17 protein-coding genes are annotated in these 18397 nt (G+C 75.6%); 9 read left to right on the top strand and 8 right to left on the bottom strand.

Annotated features, from left to right (window positions below; all coding sequences use genetic code 11):
- The first annotated feature begins 106 nt into the window (after positions 1-106).
- Positions 107-1216 (top strand): ADP-ribosylglycohydrolase family protein, encoded by a 1110-nt coding sequence (locus ACFY00_RS11625; protein ID WP_388029956.1) that lies wholly within the window; start codon positions 107-109, stop codon positions 1214-1216.
- 31 nt (positions 1217-1247) lie between these two features.
- Here ACFY00_RS11625 and ACFY00_RS11620 read toward each other — a convergent pair whose 3' ends face one another.
- Positions 1248-2153, bottom strand: a complete 906-nt coding sequence (locus tag ACFY00_RS11620; RefSeq protein WP_388030226.1) for an aldo/keto reductase — start codon at positions 2151-2153, stop codon at positions 1248-1250.
- A gap of 297 nt (positions 2154-2450) precedes the next feature.
- Between ACFY00_RS11620 and ACFY00_RS11615 the strand changes: the two genes are divergently transcribed.
- From ACFY00_RS11615 to ACFY00_RS11605, 3 genes are all read left to right on the top strand, one after another.
- Positions 2451-3125, top strand: a complete 675-nt coding sequence (locus ACFY00_RS11615) for a DedA family protein (protein ID WP_388029954.1) — start codon at positions 2451-2453, stop codon at positions 3123-3125.
- 136 nt (positions 3126-3261) lie between these two features.
- Entirely contained in the window at positions 3262-3939 is a 678-nt protein-coding gene (locus ACFY00_RS11610; RefSeq protein WP_388029953.1) for an O-methyltransferase, read from the top strand.
- A gap of 61 nt (positions 3940-4000) precedes the next feature.
- Positions 4001-4891 carry a Gfo/Idh/MocA family protein gene (locus ACFY00_RS11605; protein ID WP_388029951.1) on the top strand — a complete coding sequence of 297 codons (891 nt, stop codon included), beginning with the start codon at positions 4001-4003 and terminating at the stop codon, positions 4889-4891.
- Between the two features lie 39 nt (positions 4892-4930).
- On the opposite strand, the gene ACFY00_RS11600 is transcribed toward ACFY00_RS11605, so the two are convergent.
- Entirely contained in the window at positions 4931-6019 is a 1089-nt protein-coding gene (locus ACFY00_RS11600) for a hypothetical protein (protein ID WP_388029949.1), read from the bottom strand.
- A 109-nt stretch (positions 6020-6128) separates the two neighbouring features.
- On the opposite strand from ACFY00_RS11600, the gene ACFY00_RS11595 reads away from it, so the two are divergent.
- Complete coding sequence (locus ACFY00_RS11595) at positions 6129-7289, top strand: damage-control phosphatase ARMT1 family protein (RefSeq protein ID WP_388029947.1); 1161 nt, start codon at positions 6129-6131, stop codon at positions 7287-7289.
- 33 nt (positions 7290-7322) lie between these two features.
- Here the strand turns inward: ACFY00_RS11595 and ACFY00_RS11590 are convergent, their stop codons facing one another.
- Positions 7323-8024, bottom strand: a complete 702-nt coding sequence (locus ACFY00_RS11590; protein ID WP_388029945.1) for a hypothetical protein — start codon at positions 8022-8024, stop codon at positions 7323-7325.
- Between the two features lie 241 nt (positions 8025-8265).
- On the opposite strand from ACFY00_RS11590, the gene ACFY00_RS11585 reads away from it, so the two are divergent.
- Complete coding sequence (locus ACFY00_RS11585; protein WP_388029943.1) at positions 8266-8454, top strand: hypothetical protein; 189 nt, start codon at positions 8266-8268, stop codon at positions 8452-8454.
- Between the two features lie 38 nt (positions 8455-8492).
- Here ACFY00_RS11585 and ACFY00_RS11580 read toward each other — a convergent pair whose 3' ends face one another.
- From ACFY00_RS11580 to ACFY00_RS11565, 4 genes are all read right to left on the bottom strand, one after another.
- A complete protein-coding gene (locus tag ACFY00_RS11580; RefSeq protein WP_388029941.1) occupies positions 8493-9851 on the bottom strand; it encodes a hypothetical protein in 1359 nt (452 codons plus the stop codon).
- A gap of 177 nt (positions 9852-10028) precedes the next feature.
- Positions 10029-11219 (bottom strand): barstar family protein, encoded by a 1191-nt coding sequence (locus ACFY00_RS11575; RefSeq protein ID WP_388029940.1) that lies wholly within the window; start codon positions 11217-11219, stop codon positions 10029-10031.
- A gap of 47 nt (positions 11220-11266) precedes the next feature.
- Complete coding sequence (locus ACFY00_RS11570) at positions 11267-11782, bottom strand: DinB family protein (protein ID WP_388029939.1); 516 nt, start codon at positions 11780-11782, stop codon at positions 11267-11269.
- Positions 11783-11927: 145 nt separating this feature from the next.
- Positions 11928-14330 (bottom strand): bifunctional serine/threonine protein kinase/MFS transporter, encoded by a 2403-nt coding sequence (locus ACFY00_RS11565; protein WP_388029936.1) that lies wholly within the window; start codon positions 14328-14330, stop codon positions 11928-11930.
- Positions 14331-14500: 170 nt separating this feature from the next.
- On the opposite strand from ACFY00_RS11565, the gene ACFY00_RS11560 reads away from it, so the two are divergent.
- Positions 14501-15451 (top strand): GNAT family N-acetyltransferase, encoded by a 951-nt coding sequence (locus ACFY00_RS11560; RefSeq protein WP_388029934.1) that lies wholly within the window; start codon positions 14501-14503, stop codon positions 15449-15451.
- A 38-nt stretch (positions 15452-15489) separates the two neighbouring features.
- Entirely contained in the window at positions 15490-16224 is a 735-nt protein-coding gene (locus ACFY00_RS11555; RefSeq protein ID WP_388029931.1) for a class I SAM-dependent methyltransferase, read from the top strand.
- A gap of 72 nt (positions 16225-16296) precedes the next feature.
- Here the strand turns inward: ACFY00_RS11555 and ACFY00_RS11550 are convergent, their stop codons facing one another.
- A complete protein-coding gene (locus tag ACFY00_RS11550) occupies positions 16297-17169 on the bottom strand; it encodes a lysozyme (protein ID WP_388029929.1) in 873 nt (290 codons plus the stop codon).
- A gap of 317 nt (positions 17170-17486) precedes the next feature.
- Here ACFY00_RS11550 and ACFY00_RS11545 point away from each other — a divergent pair, with 317 nt between their 5' ends.
- The gene (locus ACFY00_RS11545; RefSeq protein WP_388029926.1) at positions 17487-18362 is read left to right on the top strand and encodes a metallophosphoesterase family protein; all 876 of its coding nucleotides are present in this window, start codon (positions 17487-17489) and stop codon (positions 18360-18362) included.
- The last annotated feature ends 35 nt before the right edge of the window (positions 18363-18397 follow it).

Here is an 18397-nt window from a genome sequence, read left to right as displayed (position 1 = left end):
CCGCGGCTCCCGGTCGGCGCCCTCGCCCCGGCGACCAGGAGCGGTCCCACCGGGGCCTGACCGGGTTCCGGAAATCCGACGACCCCCGCCGGGCGGTGCTGACAGGATGCGCGGCATGACCATCCCCACCGCCACCGCCCGGCAGGCCGCCCGCGACGCCCTGGAGGGCCTGGCCCTCGGGGACGCCTTCGGGGAGCGCTGGTTCGGGCTGTTCCGGACGCCCGCCGAGGCGTTCGAGCAGATCCGGGCCCGACGCACCCCCGCCGAGGCGCCCTGGCACTGGACGGACGACACCGCGATGGCGCTGTGCGTGTACCGGGCGCTGCTCGACCAGGACGGCGTCAACCGCACCCAGCTCGCCGCGATGTTCGGCGCCACCTTCCTGGCCGACCCGGGCCGCGGCTACGGCCACGGCATGAAGCGGCTGCTGCCCGTCCTCGCCGAGCAGCCGCAGCGCTGGGAGAGCGAGGCGGCGACGCTGTTCGACGGGCAGGGCAGCCTCGGCAACGGCGCCGCGATGCGGGTCGCCCCGCTCGGCGCCTGGTTCGCCGACGACCTCGACGAGACCGCCGAACAGGCCGCCTACTCCGCCGAGGTCACCCACGCCCACCCCGAGGGCGTCGCCGGGGCGGTCGCCGTCGCCCTCAGACCCTCTCGTCCGGATCTTGCCGGGCGCCCGCCGCCGGGCATCCCGCCTGGAAGCACCGGCGAAACACCCAAGTACACCCAGTACGAGGGCGTTCCGCCGGCACTCCCAGCCGGGCGCCCAACGACGCGCGCTGATCCGACAAGATCCGAACGAGAGGGCCTGGCCGCCGCGCTCGCCGCCCGCGGCCGGACGGACGGCGGCGCCCCGGCCGGGGCGCCACTGCTGCGCGAGGTCGCCGCCCGCACCCCCGCCGGGGCGGTCCGCGAAGGCGTCCGGGCCGCCGCCGAGCTGTCCCCCGGCACGGAGCCGTGGCGGGCCGCCGACCTGCTCGGCAACGGGCAGCGGGTCCGAGCCTCCGACACCGTGCCGTTCGCGCTCTGGTCCGCCGCCCACCACCTCGACAGCCTCACCGACGCGCTGTGGACCACCGCCGAGGGCCTCGGCGACGTCGACACCACCTGCGCGATCACCGGCGGCGTGGTCGCCGCCCGCACCGGCCTGACCGCCGTCCCGGCGGCCTGGCGCGAGCGCCGCGAGGGGCTGCCGGGGTGGGTGGCGCAGGAGTAGCCGCCGCTACCGGGCGGGGGAGCGGCCGGTCCTACCCGGCCGGGGCGTCCAGCAGGGCGAGCTCGGCGGCGGTCAGGCGCAGGGCCGCGGCGGCGAGGTTCTGACGCAGGTGCGCGGGGTTCCTGGTGCCGGGGATGGCCAGCACGTGCGGGCCGCGGTGCAGCGTCCAGGCCAGCCGGACCTGGGCGGGCGTCGCGCCGTGCGCGTCGGCGACGGCCCGGACCCGGGCGTCCCGCTCGGCGGCGGGGGCGGCCTCCCGGGCCGTGCCGGAGATGGCGAAGAACGGGACGAAGGCGATGCCGAGCTCGCCGCACAGTTCCAGCAGCCCGTTCTCGTCGGCCAGGCGGCGGTCCAGCCCGTAGGAGTTCTGCACGCACACCACGGGGGCGATCTCCCGGGCCTGGTGGACGTGCTCGGGGCGGACGTTGGACAGGCCCAGGTGCCGGATCAGCCCGGCCCGCCGCAGCTCGGCGAGGGCGCCGAAGTGCTCGGCGACGGACTCCACGTCCGGCCCGTTGCGGCGCAGGTTCACCACGTCCAGGTGGTCGGTGCCCAGCTGGCGCAGGTTCTCCTCGACCTGGGCGCGCAACCGTTCGGGCCGGGCCATGGTGCACCACGCCCCGTCGGGGGTGCGGCCGGGCCCGACCTTGGTCACCACGGTGACCCGGTGGCCGCGCCAGCCCGACAGCGCCCGGTTGATCAGCTCGTTGGCGGAGCGCAGCGGCGAGAAGTAGAACGAGGCGGTGTCGACGTGGTCGACGCCCTGTTCGAACGCCTCGTGCAGCAGCCGGACGGCGGCCGCCCGGTCGATCGGCGGGCCGTCGGAGTTGCCGTGCATACCGTTGCCGGTCAGCCGCATCGCGCCGTAGCCGAGCCGGTTCACCTCCAGGTCGCCGAGCCGCCACGTACCGGCCGCCGCTGCCGCCGCGTCACCCATGCGCACTTCCCCTCCGTCGGATGCCAGGAGACGGAGTATGGGCCGGTCAGGGGGCGGGCCGACAGGGCCCGCGGGTGCGGGGAATCTCACCCCGGGGCGGGGAACGAACGCACCGGCGCCGGGAGTTGGATCCGGTGTACGAGGGGACGCCGACCGGCCGTCGGCGGGCCCGGGGGAGGGGGTCCGCCGGGGCGGCAGCAGCGGATAGGCTGGCCCGGCTGGTTCTTTGCCGAAATTTTCCTGTGCGCCGTACGACGTGTCGACGGCCTTGTCCTGCCCAGACGGAGGTACTCCGCCTTGCACGTCGACCAATGGATCAATGACGTCCCGCCGACCCTGGTGTACGTCATCATCGGCCTGATCATCGGGCTGGAGAGCCTGGGCATCCCGCTGCCCGGCGAGATCGCCCTGGTCACCGCCGCGCTGCTGGCCGCCAAGGGCACGGTCAGCCCGTGGGGCGTGGCGCTCTGCGCGATCGCGGGCGCGATCATCGGCGACTCGATCGGCTACGCGATCGGGCACAAGGGCGGCAGGCCGCTGTTCGAGAAACTCGGCCGGAAGTTCCCCAAGCACTTCGGGCCCGACCACCTGGCCACCGCCGAGCGGCAGTTCCAGCGCTGGGGCATGTGGGCCGTCTTCTTCGGCCGCTTCGTCGCGCTGCTGCGGATCTTCGCGGGCCCGCTGGCGGGCACCCTGCGGATGCCGTACTGGAAGTTCCTGATCGCCAACGTGCTGGGCGGCGTGGTCTGGGCGGGCGGCACCACGCTGCTGGTCTACCAGGTCGGCAAGGTCGCCGAGAAGTACCTGCAGGGCGCCTCGTACATCGGACTGGGCGCGGCCGTGCTGTTCGGCGCGGGCTCGGCGCTGTGGCTCAAGCGGAAGGCCAGGAAGTCCCGGGCCGAGCACCCCGAGCAGTCCGGCGGCAAGAGCGGCGAGCCGCTCGCCGAGACCTTCGCGGAGAGCACCGACTGAGCCCGCGCCGCCGTCCGTCCCGCGCCGCCCCGCCGAGGCCGCCGCGAACCCACCGGGTTCCGGCGGCCCCGGCGTGTCCCGGGGTGCGGGCGGGTAGGTTCGGCGGGTCCGAAGTGATCGCGAAGTGGGGAGCACCATGCAGAACGACCCGCAGCTGTGGGCCGCGGTGGACGAGTACGCCGAGGCGCTGCTGATCGGCCCGGACGAGGCCCTGGACGCCGCGCTGGAGGCCGCCGACGAGGCCGGGCTGCCGCCGATCGCGGTCGCCGCCAACCAGGGCAAGCTGCTGCACCTGCTGGCCCGGATCCGCGGCGCCCGGCGGATCCTGGAGATCGGCACGCTGGCCGGCTACAGCACCATCTGGCTGGCCCGCGCGCTGCCCGACGGCGGCAGCCTGACCACCCTGGAGCTCGACCCGGCGCACGCCGCCGTCGCCACCGCCAACCTGGAGCGGGCCGGTCTCGCCGACCGCGTCGAGGTCCGCCTCGGCCCGGCCCTGGACACCCTGGCGGAACTGATCGCGCAGGGCACCGAACCGTACGACTTCTTCTTCGTCGACGCCGACAAGGCCGCCATCCCGCAGTACGTCGAGGCCGCCCTCGCGCTGGCCAGCCCCGGCGCGGTGATCGTGGTCGACAACGTGGTGCGCGAGGGCCGGCTCGCCGACGCCGACAGCACCGACCCGGCCGTGCTCGGCGTGCGGCGGATGCACGAGCTGATCGCGGACGAGAAGCGGCTGGACGCCACCACCGTGCAGACCGTCGGCGGTCGCGGCCACGACGGGTTCACCCTGATCAGGGTCCTGGAGGAGTAGGCCCGCCGCCCCGGGGCCCCGTGCTCCCGGCGGCCGGTGCCGAGGTGGAAGACTGGGCGGCATGCGCATCGGACTCCTCGGCACCGGCCCCTGGGCGGGCTTCGTGCACGCCCCCGCCCTGGCCGCCCACCCCGACGTCACCTTCGCCGGTCTCTGGGGGCGCCGCCCCGAGGCCGCCGCCGAACTCGCGGCCGTCCACGGCGTCCCCGCCTACCCGACGGTCGAGGCCCTGCTGGCCGACGTGGACGCGGTCGCCGTCGCCCTCCCGCCGGACGTGCAGGCCGAGTACGCGGCCCAGGCCGCCCGGGCGGGCAAGCACCTGCTGCTGGACAAGCCGGTCGCCGCGACCGTCGACGCCGCCTGCGCCGTGGAGGACGCGGCCGCCGCCTCCGGCGTCGCCTCGGTGGTCTTCTTCACCACCCGCTTCGGCCCCACCCAGGAAGCCTGGATCACCGAACAGGCCGCCACCGGCGGCTGGTTCACCGCCCACTGCCACTGGATCGGCTCGATCTTCACCACCGACAGCCCGTTCGCCGCCTCCCCCTGGCGCCAGCAGAAGGGCGCGCTGTGGGACGTCGGCCCGCACGCCCTCTCCGTCCTGCTGCCCGTCCTCGGCGAGGTCGAGCAGCTCACCGCCGCCCCCGGCCCCGCCGACACCGCCCACCTGGTGCTGCGCCACCGCGACGGCGCCTCCAGCACCGTCACCCTCGCCCTGACCGCCCCGCCCGCCGCCTCCGCGAACGGCGCGGCCCTCGAACTGCGCGGCGCCTCCGGCGTCACCACCCTCCCCGAACGCGACACCGAGGCCACCGACGCCTTCGCCCGCGCGATCGACGCCCTGCTCGCCGCCGCGCGCACCGGCACCCCGCACGCCTGCGACATCGCCTTCGGACGGCAGGTGGTCGAGGTGCTCGCCGCCGCCGAGGAGCAGCTGCTGCGCGGCGGGAGGTAGGACCGCCGAGGGCGGGCCGACCCGCGGCGGGTCGGCCCGTCAGGGGCCGACGGGCCGCCGGTCGGCCGGGCGGCGCGGCGGGATCGGGGTCGCCGGGAAGTCGCGCGGGCCGGTCCACAGGGCCGGGACGGCGTCCGCCCGGCGGGCCAACTCGTAGGCGACCGCCTCGTAGTTGACCCGCCAGCCCCGGAAGTGCGGCCAGGCCTCGGTGACCGTCCGCTCCAGGCCCATGCCCGCCGAGGTGACCAGCTCCGCCGCCGCGTAGAACTCCTCGAAGGTCAGCCGGATCGGCCCGTCCGGGTCCGGGTCCGGCTCGAACGGGATGCGCAGCGCCGTCGCGATGTCGCGCAGCGCGGTGAACCCGGCGCGCAGCAGCAGCCGGGCCTCCGGCGGGGCCGAGCGCGGGTTCAGCGCCAACTGCATCGCGGCCGCGTCCATCACCGCGATCAGGCCCACCACCCAGCTGCGGTACGGCTGCGGGGAGCGGAACGAGATCAGCACCGGGTAGTTGGAGTGCCCCTCGCCCAGGTCGGCCGCCAGTCGCTCCCAGTCCCGGTACAGCTCCGGCAGTTCGCTCTCGGTGCGCACCAGCGCCTGCCGGGCCAGCAGTTCCGGCCCCCAGGCCGGTTCGCCCGCCCGCGACTGCAGCAGCGTCACCTCCAACTCCCGCCGGTTGTACGCCCCGTAGAGCGTCGGCAGGTAGGCGATCAGCAGGGCGATGATCAGCGGGCCGTTGGCCGCCGCCAGGAAGTCGATCACCGACAGGTGCAGCCGGTCGCCGCTGGCGAAACCCAGCGTGAACAGGCTCGACCCGGCCTCCCGGAACGCCACCCGCCACCCCAGCTCGGACGTCCCGCGCAGCAGCAGCGTGTACGCGAGCAGCGTCGACAGCAGCCAGCAGCCCAGCATCCCCAGCAGGATCAGCGGCGCCAGCCAGGTCTGCGCCCGGTCGATCGCCCGGTAGCCGCCGAACGGCGCCGCGACCGTCCGCACCACCCGGCGCAGCACCGACCACAGCCGGATCACCAGCGCCGAGTACAGCCCGCGCGGCACCACCAGCGTCCGCAGGATGCTGGCCGCCGTGACCAGCAGCAGGGCGGCCCCGGCCACCGTGAAGATCACTCTCATGCGGCCATTGTGACGCCCGCCCGGCCCGATCCCCGCCAGCGGCCGGTCCGCGTGAAAGCATCGGGGCGACCGCCGTCCGCCCGCCAGAGAACCGAGCCCCGACGTGCCCGTGCCGACGCCCCCCGACGCGCCCGTGATCCGCATCGACGCCCCCGGCTCCTTCCCCCGCGCCGTCTTCCACGAGCGCCACCCCGTCCTGGTCCGGCAGGTGCTGGACGCACTGCCCTACGGCCCGCGGCAGCGGGCGGCCCTGGAGGAACTGCTCGCCCGCAGCACCGGCGGCGGCCCGCTGGAACCCCTCGGCCCGGACGCCCCCGACGCCGCGCAGTGGCGGGCCTGGGGCGAGGGGCTGTGGGGACGGCCGTGGGACGAGGCGCCGTTCCTGTGGGCGGAGAGCTGGTTCTACCGGCTGCTGCTGGAGGCCACCGGCTACTTCCGCCCCGACGGCGCCTGGCGGGGCGTCGACCCGTTCGCGCCGTTCAAGGCCGCCGAACTCACCGGCCCGGCCGTGGACGCCGAACTCGCCGCCCTGGACGCCCTGCCCCCCGACCCGCGGCCCGCCCTGCTGTCCGCCGCCCTGTGGGGCAACCGCGCCGACCTCAGCTTCCGGCTCACCGCGCAGGGCGGCGGCCGGGCGCCCGACCTGGTCGCCGACGACGGCGCCCGGCTCTGGGCCGCCCTCGAACGCACCCCGGGCGGCCGGGTCAACCTGGTCGCGGACAACGCCGGACGGGAACTCCTCCCCGACCTGGTGCTGGCCGACCACCTGCTCGCCTCCGGCCTCGCCGGACACGTCGCCCTGTACGTCAAACCCCAGCCGTACTACGTCTCCGACGCCACCACCGCCGACGCCCTCGCCACCCTCACCCGCCTGCGCGCCGCCCCCGGCCGGGCCGCCGCCGCGACCGGTGAACGACTGTGGCGGGCCACCGCCGACGGCACGCTGACCGTCCGCACCCACCCGTTCTTCTGCGCCCCGCTGCCCTACGCCGCGATGCCCGCCGACCTGCGCGCCGAACTCTCCGGCGCCACCCTGACGGTCCTCAAGGGCGACCTCAACTACCGCCGCCTGCTGGAGGACCGCCACTGGCCCGCCACCACCCCCTTCGCCGCCCTCACCGCCCACTTCCCCACCCCCGTCGCCGCCCTGCGCACCCTCAAGTCGGACGTCCTGGCGGGCGTCACCCCGGACACCCTCGCCCGCCTCGACGCCGAGGGCCCCGGCTGGCGCACCGACGGCCGCCACGCCCTCGTCCAGGTCCGCGCCTAGGGCTGCCCGGTCGGACCTGTCGGACCTGTCGGATCAGAGCGCGGCGCCGTAGCCCGTCGACCCCGCCAGCAGGCGGCGGTGGCCGTCGGCGGCGGGCTCCCGTTCGGCGATCCGGCGGGCCCCGGCCAGCAGCGGGGCGGCCTCCGGCAGGTGGTCGGGGTGCTCCAGCGGGAAGGCGCGGGCGAGCAGGTCGCGGACCTCCCGGTCCGGGCAGGCGGTGAAGCACGCGGCGGCGGCCAGCCAGAACCGCGGCCACAGGTCGGCGTACGGCTCGGCGGGCAGGTGGGCGAGCCGCAGCGCCTCCGGGTAGCGCGCCCGGGCCTGGTCGAGGGTGAGCCGGCCGTCGCGGTGGTCCGCGGCCAGGGCGGCCAGCGGGGCCGGGTCGCGGTGGAAGCGCAGGTGGTAGGCGGCCGCGGCGGCATTCCCGCGCTGCTGCCAACTACCGTGCTGCACCAGCTCGGTGAGGCGCGCCAGGGTGGCCCGGTGGCCGATCGCGCCGACCAGCGGGCCCATCAGCTGGGCGGTCCACGGCCGCTCCAGCACCAGCAGCCGCAGCACCCGTCCGGCCAGCCGCGCGGTCGCCGCCCGGTCCGCCGCCAGCGCCGCGCCCAGCGCCAACCGGGCGGCCTCGACCCGCTCGTAGGCGTCCTGGTCGGCGCCGCGGCGCCCCGCCTCGGCCAGCAGCGCGCCGAACGCGTCCAGCCGGGCGGCCAGTTCGGCGTCCCGCTCGGTCAACCCCACTGCCCCTCCGTCGAATCCGTGCCGGTCCCGGCGGCGTGCCGGGTCGTACGCCGATCGTCCCGGGCGTCCGCGCCCGCGGGCCGATGGACGTGAGACCCGGCCCGTGGCCGATCATCGGGCACAACGGTTCGTGAGCGCAACGACGGGGAGGCGGGCCGCACATGTGGGGCGAGTGGATCGACTGCACGGTGCCGGAGGCCGTGCGGGGGCGGTTCTCCGCCGCCCGGGCGGGCAGGTGGGCTGCGCGGAATGGACCGCAGCCGAGCGGCAGGCATACGCCAACGACCTGGACGAACCGCGGGCGCTGATCGCGGTGTCCGCGAAGTCGAACCGGTCGAAGGCGGACAAGGACATCGCGGAGTGGCTGCCGCCCGCGGTCGGCTATCGCTGCACCGGCTCGCCGAGGCGAGGGCTGTCCCCATGAGCAGCTCACCGTCACCCGCGCCCGCTGAACAGTCGGAGTCAGAGCGGAGATGTGTCGGCCCACAGGTCCGGCGTCGGGGTCGGTGGGGGCGGGGGAGCGGTGTGCTGGAGGACGACCACGGCTTCCCCGACGCGGTCGAGCTCGATGAGGTACTCGGCGCGTGCCTGCCGGTGGGCGGGGGGCGGTCCGAGGAGCGCGAGGGCTTCTTCGGCGCGGCCGGATGCGGCGAGCAGGTCGGCGACCGAGCAGATCGCGTACCCCGTGCTGCCTTCGGGACGGGCCCGGGCGAGGTCGGCCACTTCGTCGATCCGGCCGCAGGCGGCCATGAGCGCGAGCCTCGACTCGAAGAACTCCCACCCCTCCTCCTGGCCGCGGTGGCGCTCCCTCATGGCATCCAGGTACGCCAGGCCGTCGAGGGCCCGGCCCTGATCGGCGTACAGGGTGCACAGCTCCGCGACGACCCAGTCCTCCCCGTTGCCGGGCGCCTCCGTGTACGCCCGCAGCTCCTCGACCGCCTCACCGGCGCGCCCGTGGCGGGCCAGCAGCCGCGCCAGCAGCACGGCGTGGTTCTCCCGCCAGTGCTCCGGATTGCCCGGGTGCCGGTAGAGCGCCGCCGCGCCGTCCACGTCGCCGCGCGCCTCCAGCACCTCGGCCAGGCACTGCGTGGCGGACCCGAAGTGCTCGTCGGCCGCGTAGGCGCGCAGCTCGTCGATGCGGCCGTGCCGGGCCAGCAGGTCCGCCAGCCGGTCGCGACCGTTGACCTGGACGGTGCGTTGCTGCCGGAGCAGGGCGGTGGCCTCGTCGACGCGGCCCTGCCGTTCGCGGATGACGGCGAGCAGTCCGCGGGCGGTGTCGGTGTCGAAGCCGCGGCAGCACCAGGGGAAGTCGGTGCACCGGTGCTCGGCGATCCGGGCGGCGAGCAGCTCGGCGGCCTCCTCCTCGCGGCCGGCCGCGAGGGCGGCCTCGACCAAGGCGTTGATGCGCCCGCGTTCGTCGGCGTGCGGCAGCAGCAGGTCGAACGCCTCCGAGGCGCGGCCGTGTCGGGCGAGCAGCCGGGCGTAGTGCTCCAGCGCGTGCGGGTGGCCCAGGGCCATCCGGGCCCGGACGGTCTCGATCGCCTCCTCGGTGCGGCCCGCGTCCTCCAGCAGCCCGGCCACCTCCACGACGGCCGTCCACCACGTCGTCGCGGCGTACGGCGCCAGCACCCCCAACGCCTCCTCCAGCCTGCCGTCCCCCGCCAGCACCCGGGCCCACGCCCTGGCGCAGAACCACTCACCCCGCCCGGCCTGCTCCGCCACCACCGCGCCGTGCCCGCGCTCCAGCAGCCGCTCCACCAGCTCCAACGGGATCCAACCGGATCCGGTAAGGTACCGGCGCTCAAGATCGTCAGCGTCCATGGCGGAGCACCGTAGCGTCCGCCTCCGACACCGGTCGGCGTAGGCGGCCACCGGGGAATACGGCACGGTCGGAATGACGCTCCCCGTCAGTCCGGCCGCCGCAGCGGGGTGCTCGGCCCGGCCTGGTGGAGGTCTGACGTCACGCTGCGGCCTCAGGTGCGACCGTGGAGGCGGCCTTCAGCGGAGCACGACGGTGACGCCCTTCTCGCGCAGGATGTTCACGGTCGCCTCGAAGTAGGACAGGCCGCCGAGGTGGTGCAGGACGTGTCCGGCGAGGGCCTGGCGGGCGGTGTCGGCGTGGTGCCACACGAGGGTGAACGGGGGGACGACGGCGGGCCCGCCGCACAGGCAGTCGTGCACCGCGTCCAGGTTTGTGCCGTAGTTGGCGCCGGGGCCGAGCAGGGCTTCGCCGAGCGCCAGGAGCAGGCCGGCCCGGTCGGTGGCGTGCTGCCCGTCCAGGTGGTACGTCCCGCCGGAGAGGCCGTCCGGCCCCCACGGGCCGAGGTGGGTGAGGTTCAGCCACTCGGACCGGCCCTCGGCGTCGAACTGTGCCCACTGGTTGGGCAGGGTGGGGATACCGTCGGACCAGGTTTCCCAGACGGGGCGGGCGGCCAGGGCGGGGCGGTCGTCGCCGGGGTCTGTGATGGTGACGTCGATCAGGGTTCCGCCGAGAACGGACGGGCGGGCCTCGACCATGTGCAGGTCGAGGCGGTACCCGGTCATCGTCCGGCCGTGGCGGTCGAGGCGCCGGAGCGTGATCGGGTCGCCCTTCTGCGGAAGGGGACGGCGCAGCAGGGCCAGAAACGGTGCGGCGGGTTCGCAGCCGATCAGGTGCACGGGCGGGGTGGGTTGCTGCGGGCGCGGAGTGAGCAGGCCGTCAATGGAACGGCAACCCTCCGACGGGCCGGCCCCGTGGATCGGGGGGAACCACAGGTCGAACCGCGGGCTCGAAGGCAGCCGCCTGCCGCCCCCGGAGCTGTCCTCCCTGACGCCGGTCCCCACGACGACGTCCACGCGCCCGGGATCGCCCGGCGTGGGCCACTGGGCCAGGACGGTCGTGTCCTCCAAGTCCCAGAGGCGGTGCGGCCCGTCGTTCGACGGATCCACGGGTTCGATCGAGAGCATGCCGTCCCCCAGCAGCCGCACCGGTCCGGCGCTGTCCGTCACGCGCCGGACCAGCAGGCTCTCGCGCGGGCAGCCGCGGAGCGTCAGGACCTCCCGCGGCAGCGGGGGCGGGTCCGCGAACAGGCCCTCGGCCTCCGCGCACCGCCCCCACAGCACGTCCTCCTCCTCGTGGACGTCCTCCCGCACCAGGAGGTACCGGACCGGGAAGTCCCGCTCCCACTCCGCGTGTTCCTCGGACCGCACGCTTCCCCCTGCCGTCGAGTTGTCGTGGCGCACTCGCCCCGCGGGGCTCAGCTGCCGGTGCGGCCGTCGAGGAGTTCGCGCACGACGTCGAGGTGGCCGTTGTGGCGGGAGGTCTCCTCGATCAGGTGGAGCAGGATCCAGCGCAGGTCGGGGTGGAGGCCGCCGCGGATCGACTGCTTCGCCGGGGTGTCCAGCTCGTGCGCGGCGACCAACTCCCGGAAGCGGGCGCACTGCTCCTCGTACTCGGCCAGCAGCTGGGGCAGCGGGACGTCGACCGCGGTGCGCATCTCCGGGTCGGGGTCGTCCTCGGTGGCGTGGACGAGGGGGCCCTGCTCCTCGCGGCCGAGGAAGACCACGTCCAGCCAGTAGTGCTCGACCCAGCGCAGGTGGCTGATCAGGCCGCAGGGCGTCATCAGGGGCGAGGCGGGCAGCGGGGAACGGCGGGCGTCCTCCGCGGAGAGGCCCTCGCACTTGGCGCGGGCGGTGGCCCGGGCGTAGTCGAGGAAGGTGGTCAGCTGGGTGCGCTCGTCCCAGGAGGGCGGCGTGTCGGTTCGCTCGGTCATCGCGGGCAGTCTGTCGCACCCCTGACGCGGCGTCGACGGGTTTTCCGCTCGGACGGCGACGCGCCCTGCTGGAGCGGCCCAGAGGGTGATCGCCCGGGACCGGGACCGGGACGGGGCAGGGGCAGGGGCAGGGCGGTCGGTGGGGTCAGGGGCGCGGGGTGGGGACCGCCAGGTCGTCGTGCGGGGGCGGGGTCGGGGTGCGGCCCGGGAGGGAGGTGCGGGCCAGCAGGGCGGCGAGCAGCAGGCAGGCGGCCGCCCACCAGGGCGGGGTGTCGGCGGTGGCGTACAGCACCGAGGTGCCGAGGGCCTGCCCGGCGAGCTGGGCGGCGAGCACGGCGCCCGCGGCCCCGCCCGCCCGGTGGGTGTCGGTGGTGGCGGTCGCGCAGCAGTACACCGGCACCAGGGCCAGGCCGGAGCCCAGGCCCGCGACGGCCGTGCCGATCGGCAGGAAGGTGTCCGTCTGCCCGCTCGCCAAGGCGAGGATGCCCCCCGCCACGCCCGCCACGGTGGTCAGCAGGCCCGTCACGGCCAGGGCGCGGGGCGAGGCCGCCGGGCGCCGCAGGCGGGCGCGGGCCGAGGCGGCGCCGACGGCGGCCCCGGCGGCCAGCAGCAGCATCGGCACGCAGGTGGCGAGGACGGCGCCGTCGGCCGCGTCCTCCACCATGTCGGTCAGCGGCGGCAGCAGGCACAGGAAGCCCGCGCCCGTGAGCACCGCGACCAGCAGACCGCCGATCCGGTCGCCGCCGGTGACGACGTCCGGTGGGAGCAGTCGGCCCGGGTCACGGCGCTGCTGCCACCAGAAGAGCCCGAGCAGGACGAGTCCGGCGGCGGACGGCCCGACCACCCAGAAGTTCGGCCACGGCCAGCCGGTGCCGACCAGCAGCAGCCCGGGGCCGAAGGCGCCGAGCAGCGCGCCCGGCAGGGAGAGGCGGCCGCGCGGCGGGGGGTCCGACGGCAGGGTGCGGACGCCGGCCAGCGCGGCCAGCGCGGCGACCGAGCAGGCGAGCAGGAGGACGTCCGAGGACAGCAGCCGGAGGGCGAGCAGTCCGGCCACCGCGGCGCCGACGCAGACCGCGGCGTACCTCCCGAAGGTTCCGGTCCGCTCCCGAGGGGCGCGCGGGCCGGTGGCGGTGACGGCCAGCGAGGCGGTCAGCGCGAGCGCGCCGCAGCCGCCCTGCAGGACGGCGGCGGCGTGCCGCACCGGATCGGTCAGGTCGAGCGCCTCGCCGAACACGCCGAGCAGGCAGGCCACCGCGAACCCGGTCAGCCCGAGGGCCAGGGTGCCCCGGCGCCCCCTGACGTCCGCCAGGTGGCCGCCGGGCAGCAGCAGCGCGGCGAAGGCCACCGCGCTCCAGGACAGCCCCGGGCCCCAACGGTAGGAGGCGTCCGGACCCCAGACCCCCTGCACCAGCCCGAGCAGCACGGCCACCTGCGCCAGCCCGAGCGCCACCCGACCCCCGCGGCGGCCGGGCACCGGGGCGGCGGTGGGCGCGGGGACGTGGGCGCGTTCCGTCGGGGTGTAGCCGGGTGCGGGCGGCGCGGGTGCGGGCGCGGGCGGCGCGGGCGTCGGTGTGGGCGGCGCGCTCCGGGGCTCCGGCACGTAGTCCAGCAACTGGGCGGCGTGGCGCCCGAGTTGGGCCAGGATCTCGCCGGGCAGCCAGACGCCCCCGTCGTCCCTCCCGCTCCCGCTCCCGTCCCCGCTCCCGTCCCCGCGCCCGCTCCCGTCCCCGCTCCCGCCGATCGCGGCGGAGATCTGCGCCGGGGTGGGCCGCCGCGCCGGGTCCTTGTCCAGGCAGGCGCGCACCAGGCCCTCCAGGGAGGCCGGGACGCCGGTCAGGTCCGGCTCCTCCTCGGCGACCCGGAAGAGGTGGGCGTTCAGGTTGGAGTCCGCGGCGCCGAACAGCAGCCGCCCGGTGGCGGCGTACACCAGGACCGCCCCGAGGCAGAACACGTCGCTGGCGGGGGTGAGTTCGAGGCCCCGGACCTGCTCCGGGGACATGAAGCCGGGAGAGCCGATCAGCATGCCGGTGCGGGTGTGCAGGCTGTCGCCGACCAGGCCGTCCATGGCCCGGACGATGCCGAAGTCGATGACCCGCGGCCCGTCCACCGTCACCAGCACGTTGGACGGCTTGAGGTCGCGGTGGATCAGGCCCGCCCCGTGCACGGCCCGCAGGGCGAGGGCCAGCCGGTCGGCGAGGATCCGCACCGAGCGTTCGGGCAGCGGGCCGAAGTCCCGGGCGACGACCGCGGTCAGACTCGGCCCCGGCACGTACTGGGTGGCCACCCAGGGCACGTCGGCCCCGGTGTCCGCGTCCAGGACGCCCGCCGTCCAACTCCCGCCCACCCGCCGGGCCGCGTCCACCTCGCGGGCGAACCGCCTGCGGAACTCGGCCTGTTCGGCGTACTCGGCCTGGACGACCTTCACCGCGACGGTGCGGCCCGCCTCGGAGCGGCCGAGGTAGACCAGCCCCATGCCTCCGGCGCCCAGCCGGGCGATCAGGCGGTAGGGGCCGATGTGCGAGGGGTCCTCGGCGGTCAACTGATCCACGGTCAGGAATGTAGCGGAGGCGGTCGGTGCGGGGGAGGCAACCGCGGCACCGGGCCGGACGGCGGCGAAAACCGGTTGGGGGGACCGGGCGCGGACGGGTAGAAAGGCCGGGTTTGCCGGACGGGCGACGGGCGACGTCGCACCAGGAAGCACGAGGAGAGGAACACGACATGGCACTGCCGGACGGAATGACGGTGCGACCCGCCACGGTCGCGGACGCGGCGGCGGTCTGCGCGCTGCTGAACCGGGTGGACGAGATCGAGACCGGCGAGGCGGGCACCGACCTCGCCGAGGTCGAGCAGGAACTCGCCCACCCCGAAGTGGACTTGGCCGCCGACAGCTGGCTCCTGCACGACGCCGACGGGCAGTTGGTCGGCTACGGGCTGGTGCGCGACCGCTCCGGCGGCGAGCGGATCGACCTCGACCAGTACCTGCTGCCCGACCAACTCGCGGGCGGCCTGCACCTGTTCGACCTGATGGAGGCCCGCGCCGCCGAACTCGCCCGCGGCAACGGCGCCGAACGGGCCGTGCTGCACCTGCTGCTCAACAGCACGCCCACCACCGACACCGACGCGCTCCGCGCCCGCGGCTGGCGGCTGGTCCGCCGCCACCACTCCCTGCACCGCGCGATCTCCCCGGCCACCGACCCGCTGCCCGAGCCCCCGGCGGGCGTGCGGCTGCGCGACTGCGCCGAGGAGGCCGACCGGCAGGTCGCGCACCGGCTGATCCAGCAGACCTTCGCCGCGCACTACGACTTCAAGCCCCGTACGTACCGGCAGTGGCTGCAGGACATCGGCGGCGAGACGGTCGACTGGTCCCTGGTGTGGGTCGCCGCGCTCGACGGCCACGGCGACGTCGCCGTGCTGCGCACCGGCGTCCGGCCGCCCGGCACCGCGTGGGCGTCCAACATCGGCGTGCTGCCCGCCGCCCGCGGCCGCGGCCTCGGCGGGTACCTGCTGCGGCACTTCTTCGCCGCGCACGCCGCCCGCGGCCTGACCGGCGCGGGTCTGGGCGTCGACACCGAGAACGCCACCGGCGCGATGGAGCTGTACCTCAAGAACGGCATGGAGCTCCAGTTCGCCGTCGACACCTGGGAGTCGGTGCTGCCGACCACCGTCTGAACCCCGTTCCCGCCCCCACCGACCCGAGGACGCCCGCCGTGTACGACGCCCGCACCGCCGCCGACTACCGGGCGGCCCGCGAACTCCCCCGCGAGGGCCTGACCGCCTGGCGGGAGGCGATCGCCGAGTACGCCGCACCGCGCCCCGGCAGCACCCTGCTCGACGTCGGCGCGGGCACCGGGGCCTTCGCCACCGCCTTCCGCGACTGGTACGGCGTGCACGTGCTGGCCGTCGAACCGGCGCCCGCCATGCGGGAGTTGATCCCGGTGGGGGAGGGCGTCACGGTGCTCGACGGGCGGGCCGAGCAGCTCCCCGTCGCGGACGCGAGCGCGGACGCCGCCTGGCTCGGCTCCGTCCTGCACCACCTCACCGATCTCACCGCCGCCGCACGGGAGTTGCACCGGGTGCTGCGCCCCGGCGCCCCGGTGCTGATCCGCAACGCCTTCCCCGGCCGGTGCGAACGCGACCTGCGGGTGCGGTACTTCCCCGAGACCGCCGCCGGGATCGACGCCTACCCGGGCGTGGAGCACGTCACCGAGGTCTTCGCCGCGGCCGGGTTCACCCGGACCGCCCTGCGCCCGCTCCCGCAGCGCTCCGCCCCGACCCTGGCCGCGTACGCCGCCGGCCTGCGCCGCGCCGCGGACGGCAAGCTGCGGGCGCTGAGCGACGAGGCCTGGCAGGCCGGCCTGGCCCGGCTGCGCCGCGCGGCCGCGCGGCGGCCGGACGAGCCCGCCGTCAGCTGGATGGACCTGCTGGTGCTGCGACGGAGTTGAGCCCGCCCGCGGCCGGTGCGGGGCGTGTTCCGGCCGCGGGCGGGCTGGTGGTGCGTCGGGGCGGAAGGCGGGTCAGCCGTTGGCGAGGGCCTGGACGCGGTCGAGGGCGCCGTTGAAGTAGTCCTGGTCGCCGGGCAGGGTGCCGGAGTCGGAGTACTGCCAGATGGTCTGGTACGACCAGCCGGCCGGGAGGGTGCCGACCGCGGTGGAGTAGCGGGCTATCCAGAGCGGGTTGGTGCCGGCGAAGGAGCTGTTGTTGCCGGTGCAGGTGCTCCACCAGTTGGTGGTGGTGTAGATCACCGGGTAGCGGCCGGTCTTGGTGTGCACCGTGTTGGAGAAGTCGCGGATCCAGCTGACCATCCCGGCCTGGCTCAGGCCGTAGCAGGTCGCGCCGTACGGGTTGTACTCGATGTCGAGGGCGGGCGGCAGGGTCTTGCCGTCCTTGGACCAGCCGCCGCCGTGGGCGACGAAGTACGCGGCCTGGGTGGCGCCGCTGGAGACGTTCGGGAGCGCGAAGTGGTAGGCGCCGCGGATCATCCCGACGTTGTAGGAGCCGTTGTACTGCTGGGTGAAGTACGGGTTGGTGTAGCTGGTGCCCTCGGTGGCCTTGACGTACGCGAACCGGCCGCCGTTGGCGTACGCGGTGCTCCAGGCGACGTTGCCCTGGTAGCCGGAGACGTCCATGCCCTTGGTCTGGGTGGCGGCCAGTGCGGCGAAGGTGCTCGCGGTGCCGGCTGGGTCGGTCGCCCGCGCGTTGCCGCGGCCCTCGTGGGCGGGGACGGTCGAGCCGGCGTAGTCCAGTTCGGGGTGGAAGCCGGGCGGGGTGGTCGGCTTGGCGGCCTGCGCGGGGGCGGCGGCGACGCCGAGGGCGCCGACGAGCAGGGCGGCGGAGGCGGCCGCGGTGGCGGCGCGGCGCAGGGAGCGGGTGGTGCCGGAAGCGGGCATGACGACTCCATCAATCCGGTGGCGGCGGCCGGGTCGGCCGCATGCGGTGAAGATATAGTCATGGCCCCGTCAGTCAACAGAGTGTTGAAACCACATATCGAATGACCGTATGTAGAGCGAACATCCATAGGTGTGACAACTGAACGTCCGGAGTTTGCAAGAATGTTGACGGAGTGGCAGAAGCGGCTCCTGCTGGCGAACCCGACCGCCCCGGCGGTAGCGTGTCAACGCGCGTCCCACTGCCGGAACGACCGGAACGGGCAGGGGCGAACCGATGCGGGCCGGACGACCGGCCGGCGCGAGGAGACGGGGGAGCGGTGCCGGACGGACGCCTGCTCGCGGTGAGCGACCTGCACGTCGGCGTCGCCGAGAACCGGGCCACCCTGGAGGCCCTGCGCCCCACCGGCCCCGACGACTGGCTGATCGTCGCCGGGGACGTCGCCGAACGCGTCCGCGACGTCGAGGCCGCCCTGCGCCTGCTCGCCGACCGCTTCGCCAAGGTCGTCTGGACGCCCGGCAACCACGAACTGTGGAGCACCGCCGACGACGAGGCCGACCTCGCCGCCCCCGCCCGCTACCGGCTGCTGGTCGAGCGCTGCCGCGCCCTCGGCGTCAGCACCCCCGAGGACCCGTACCCCGTCTGGCAGGGGCCCGACGGCCCGTACGCCGTCGCCCCCGTCTTCGCCCTCTACGACTACAGCTGGCGGGTGCCCGGCGTCACCGACAAGCGGCAGTCGCTCGCCCGCGCCCGCGCCAACGGCATCGTCTGCACCGACGAGTACCGGATCGACCCCGCCCCGTACCCCGCCGTCGAACACTGGTGCCGCGAACGCGTCGAGGCCACCGAGAAGGCGCTCGCCGCCCACGACTCCGCCCTGCCGCTGGTCCTGGCGAGCCACTGGCCGCTCGACCGCCGCCCCACCGACGTCCTGCACCACCCCGACTTCGCCCAGTGGTGCGGCACCGACCTCACCGCCGACTGGCACCGCCGCTACAACGTCGCCGCCGTCGTCTACGGCCACCTGCACATCCCCCGCACCACCTGGTACGAGGGCGTCCGCTTCGAGGAGGTCTCGCTCGGCTACCCCCGCGAATGGCGCCGTCGCGGCCACCCGCGCGGACTGCTCCGCCAGATCCTCCCGCACCCCGCCCCGCCCGAGCAGCCCGTCCCCGCGCCCGAGCCCGCGTCCTGAACGGCCGTTGACGGTGCCGACCGCTAGCCTTCGGA

Source organism: Kitasatospora sp. NPDC001540, from assembly GCF_042894345.1.
Taxonomy (GTDB): domain Bacteria; phylum Actinomycetota; class Actinomycetes; order Streptomycetales; family Streptomycetaceae; genus Kitasatospora; species Kitasatospora phosalacinea_C.
Note: the sequence above shows the minus strand (reverse complement) of the source record. Positions and strands in the feature narration are given on the sequence as shown.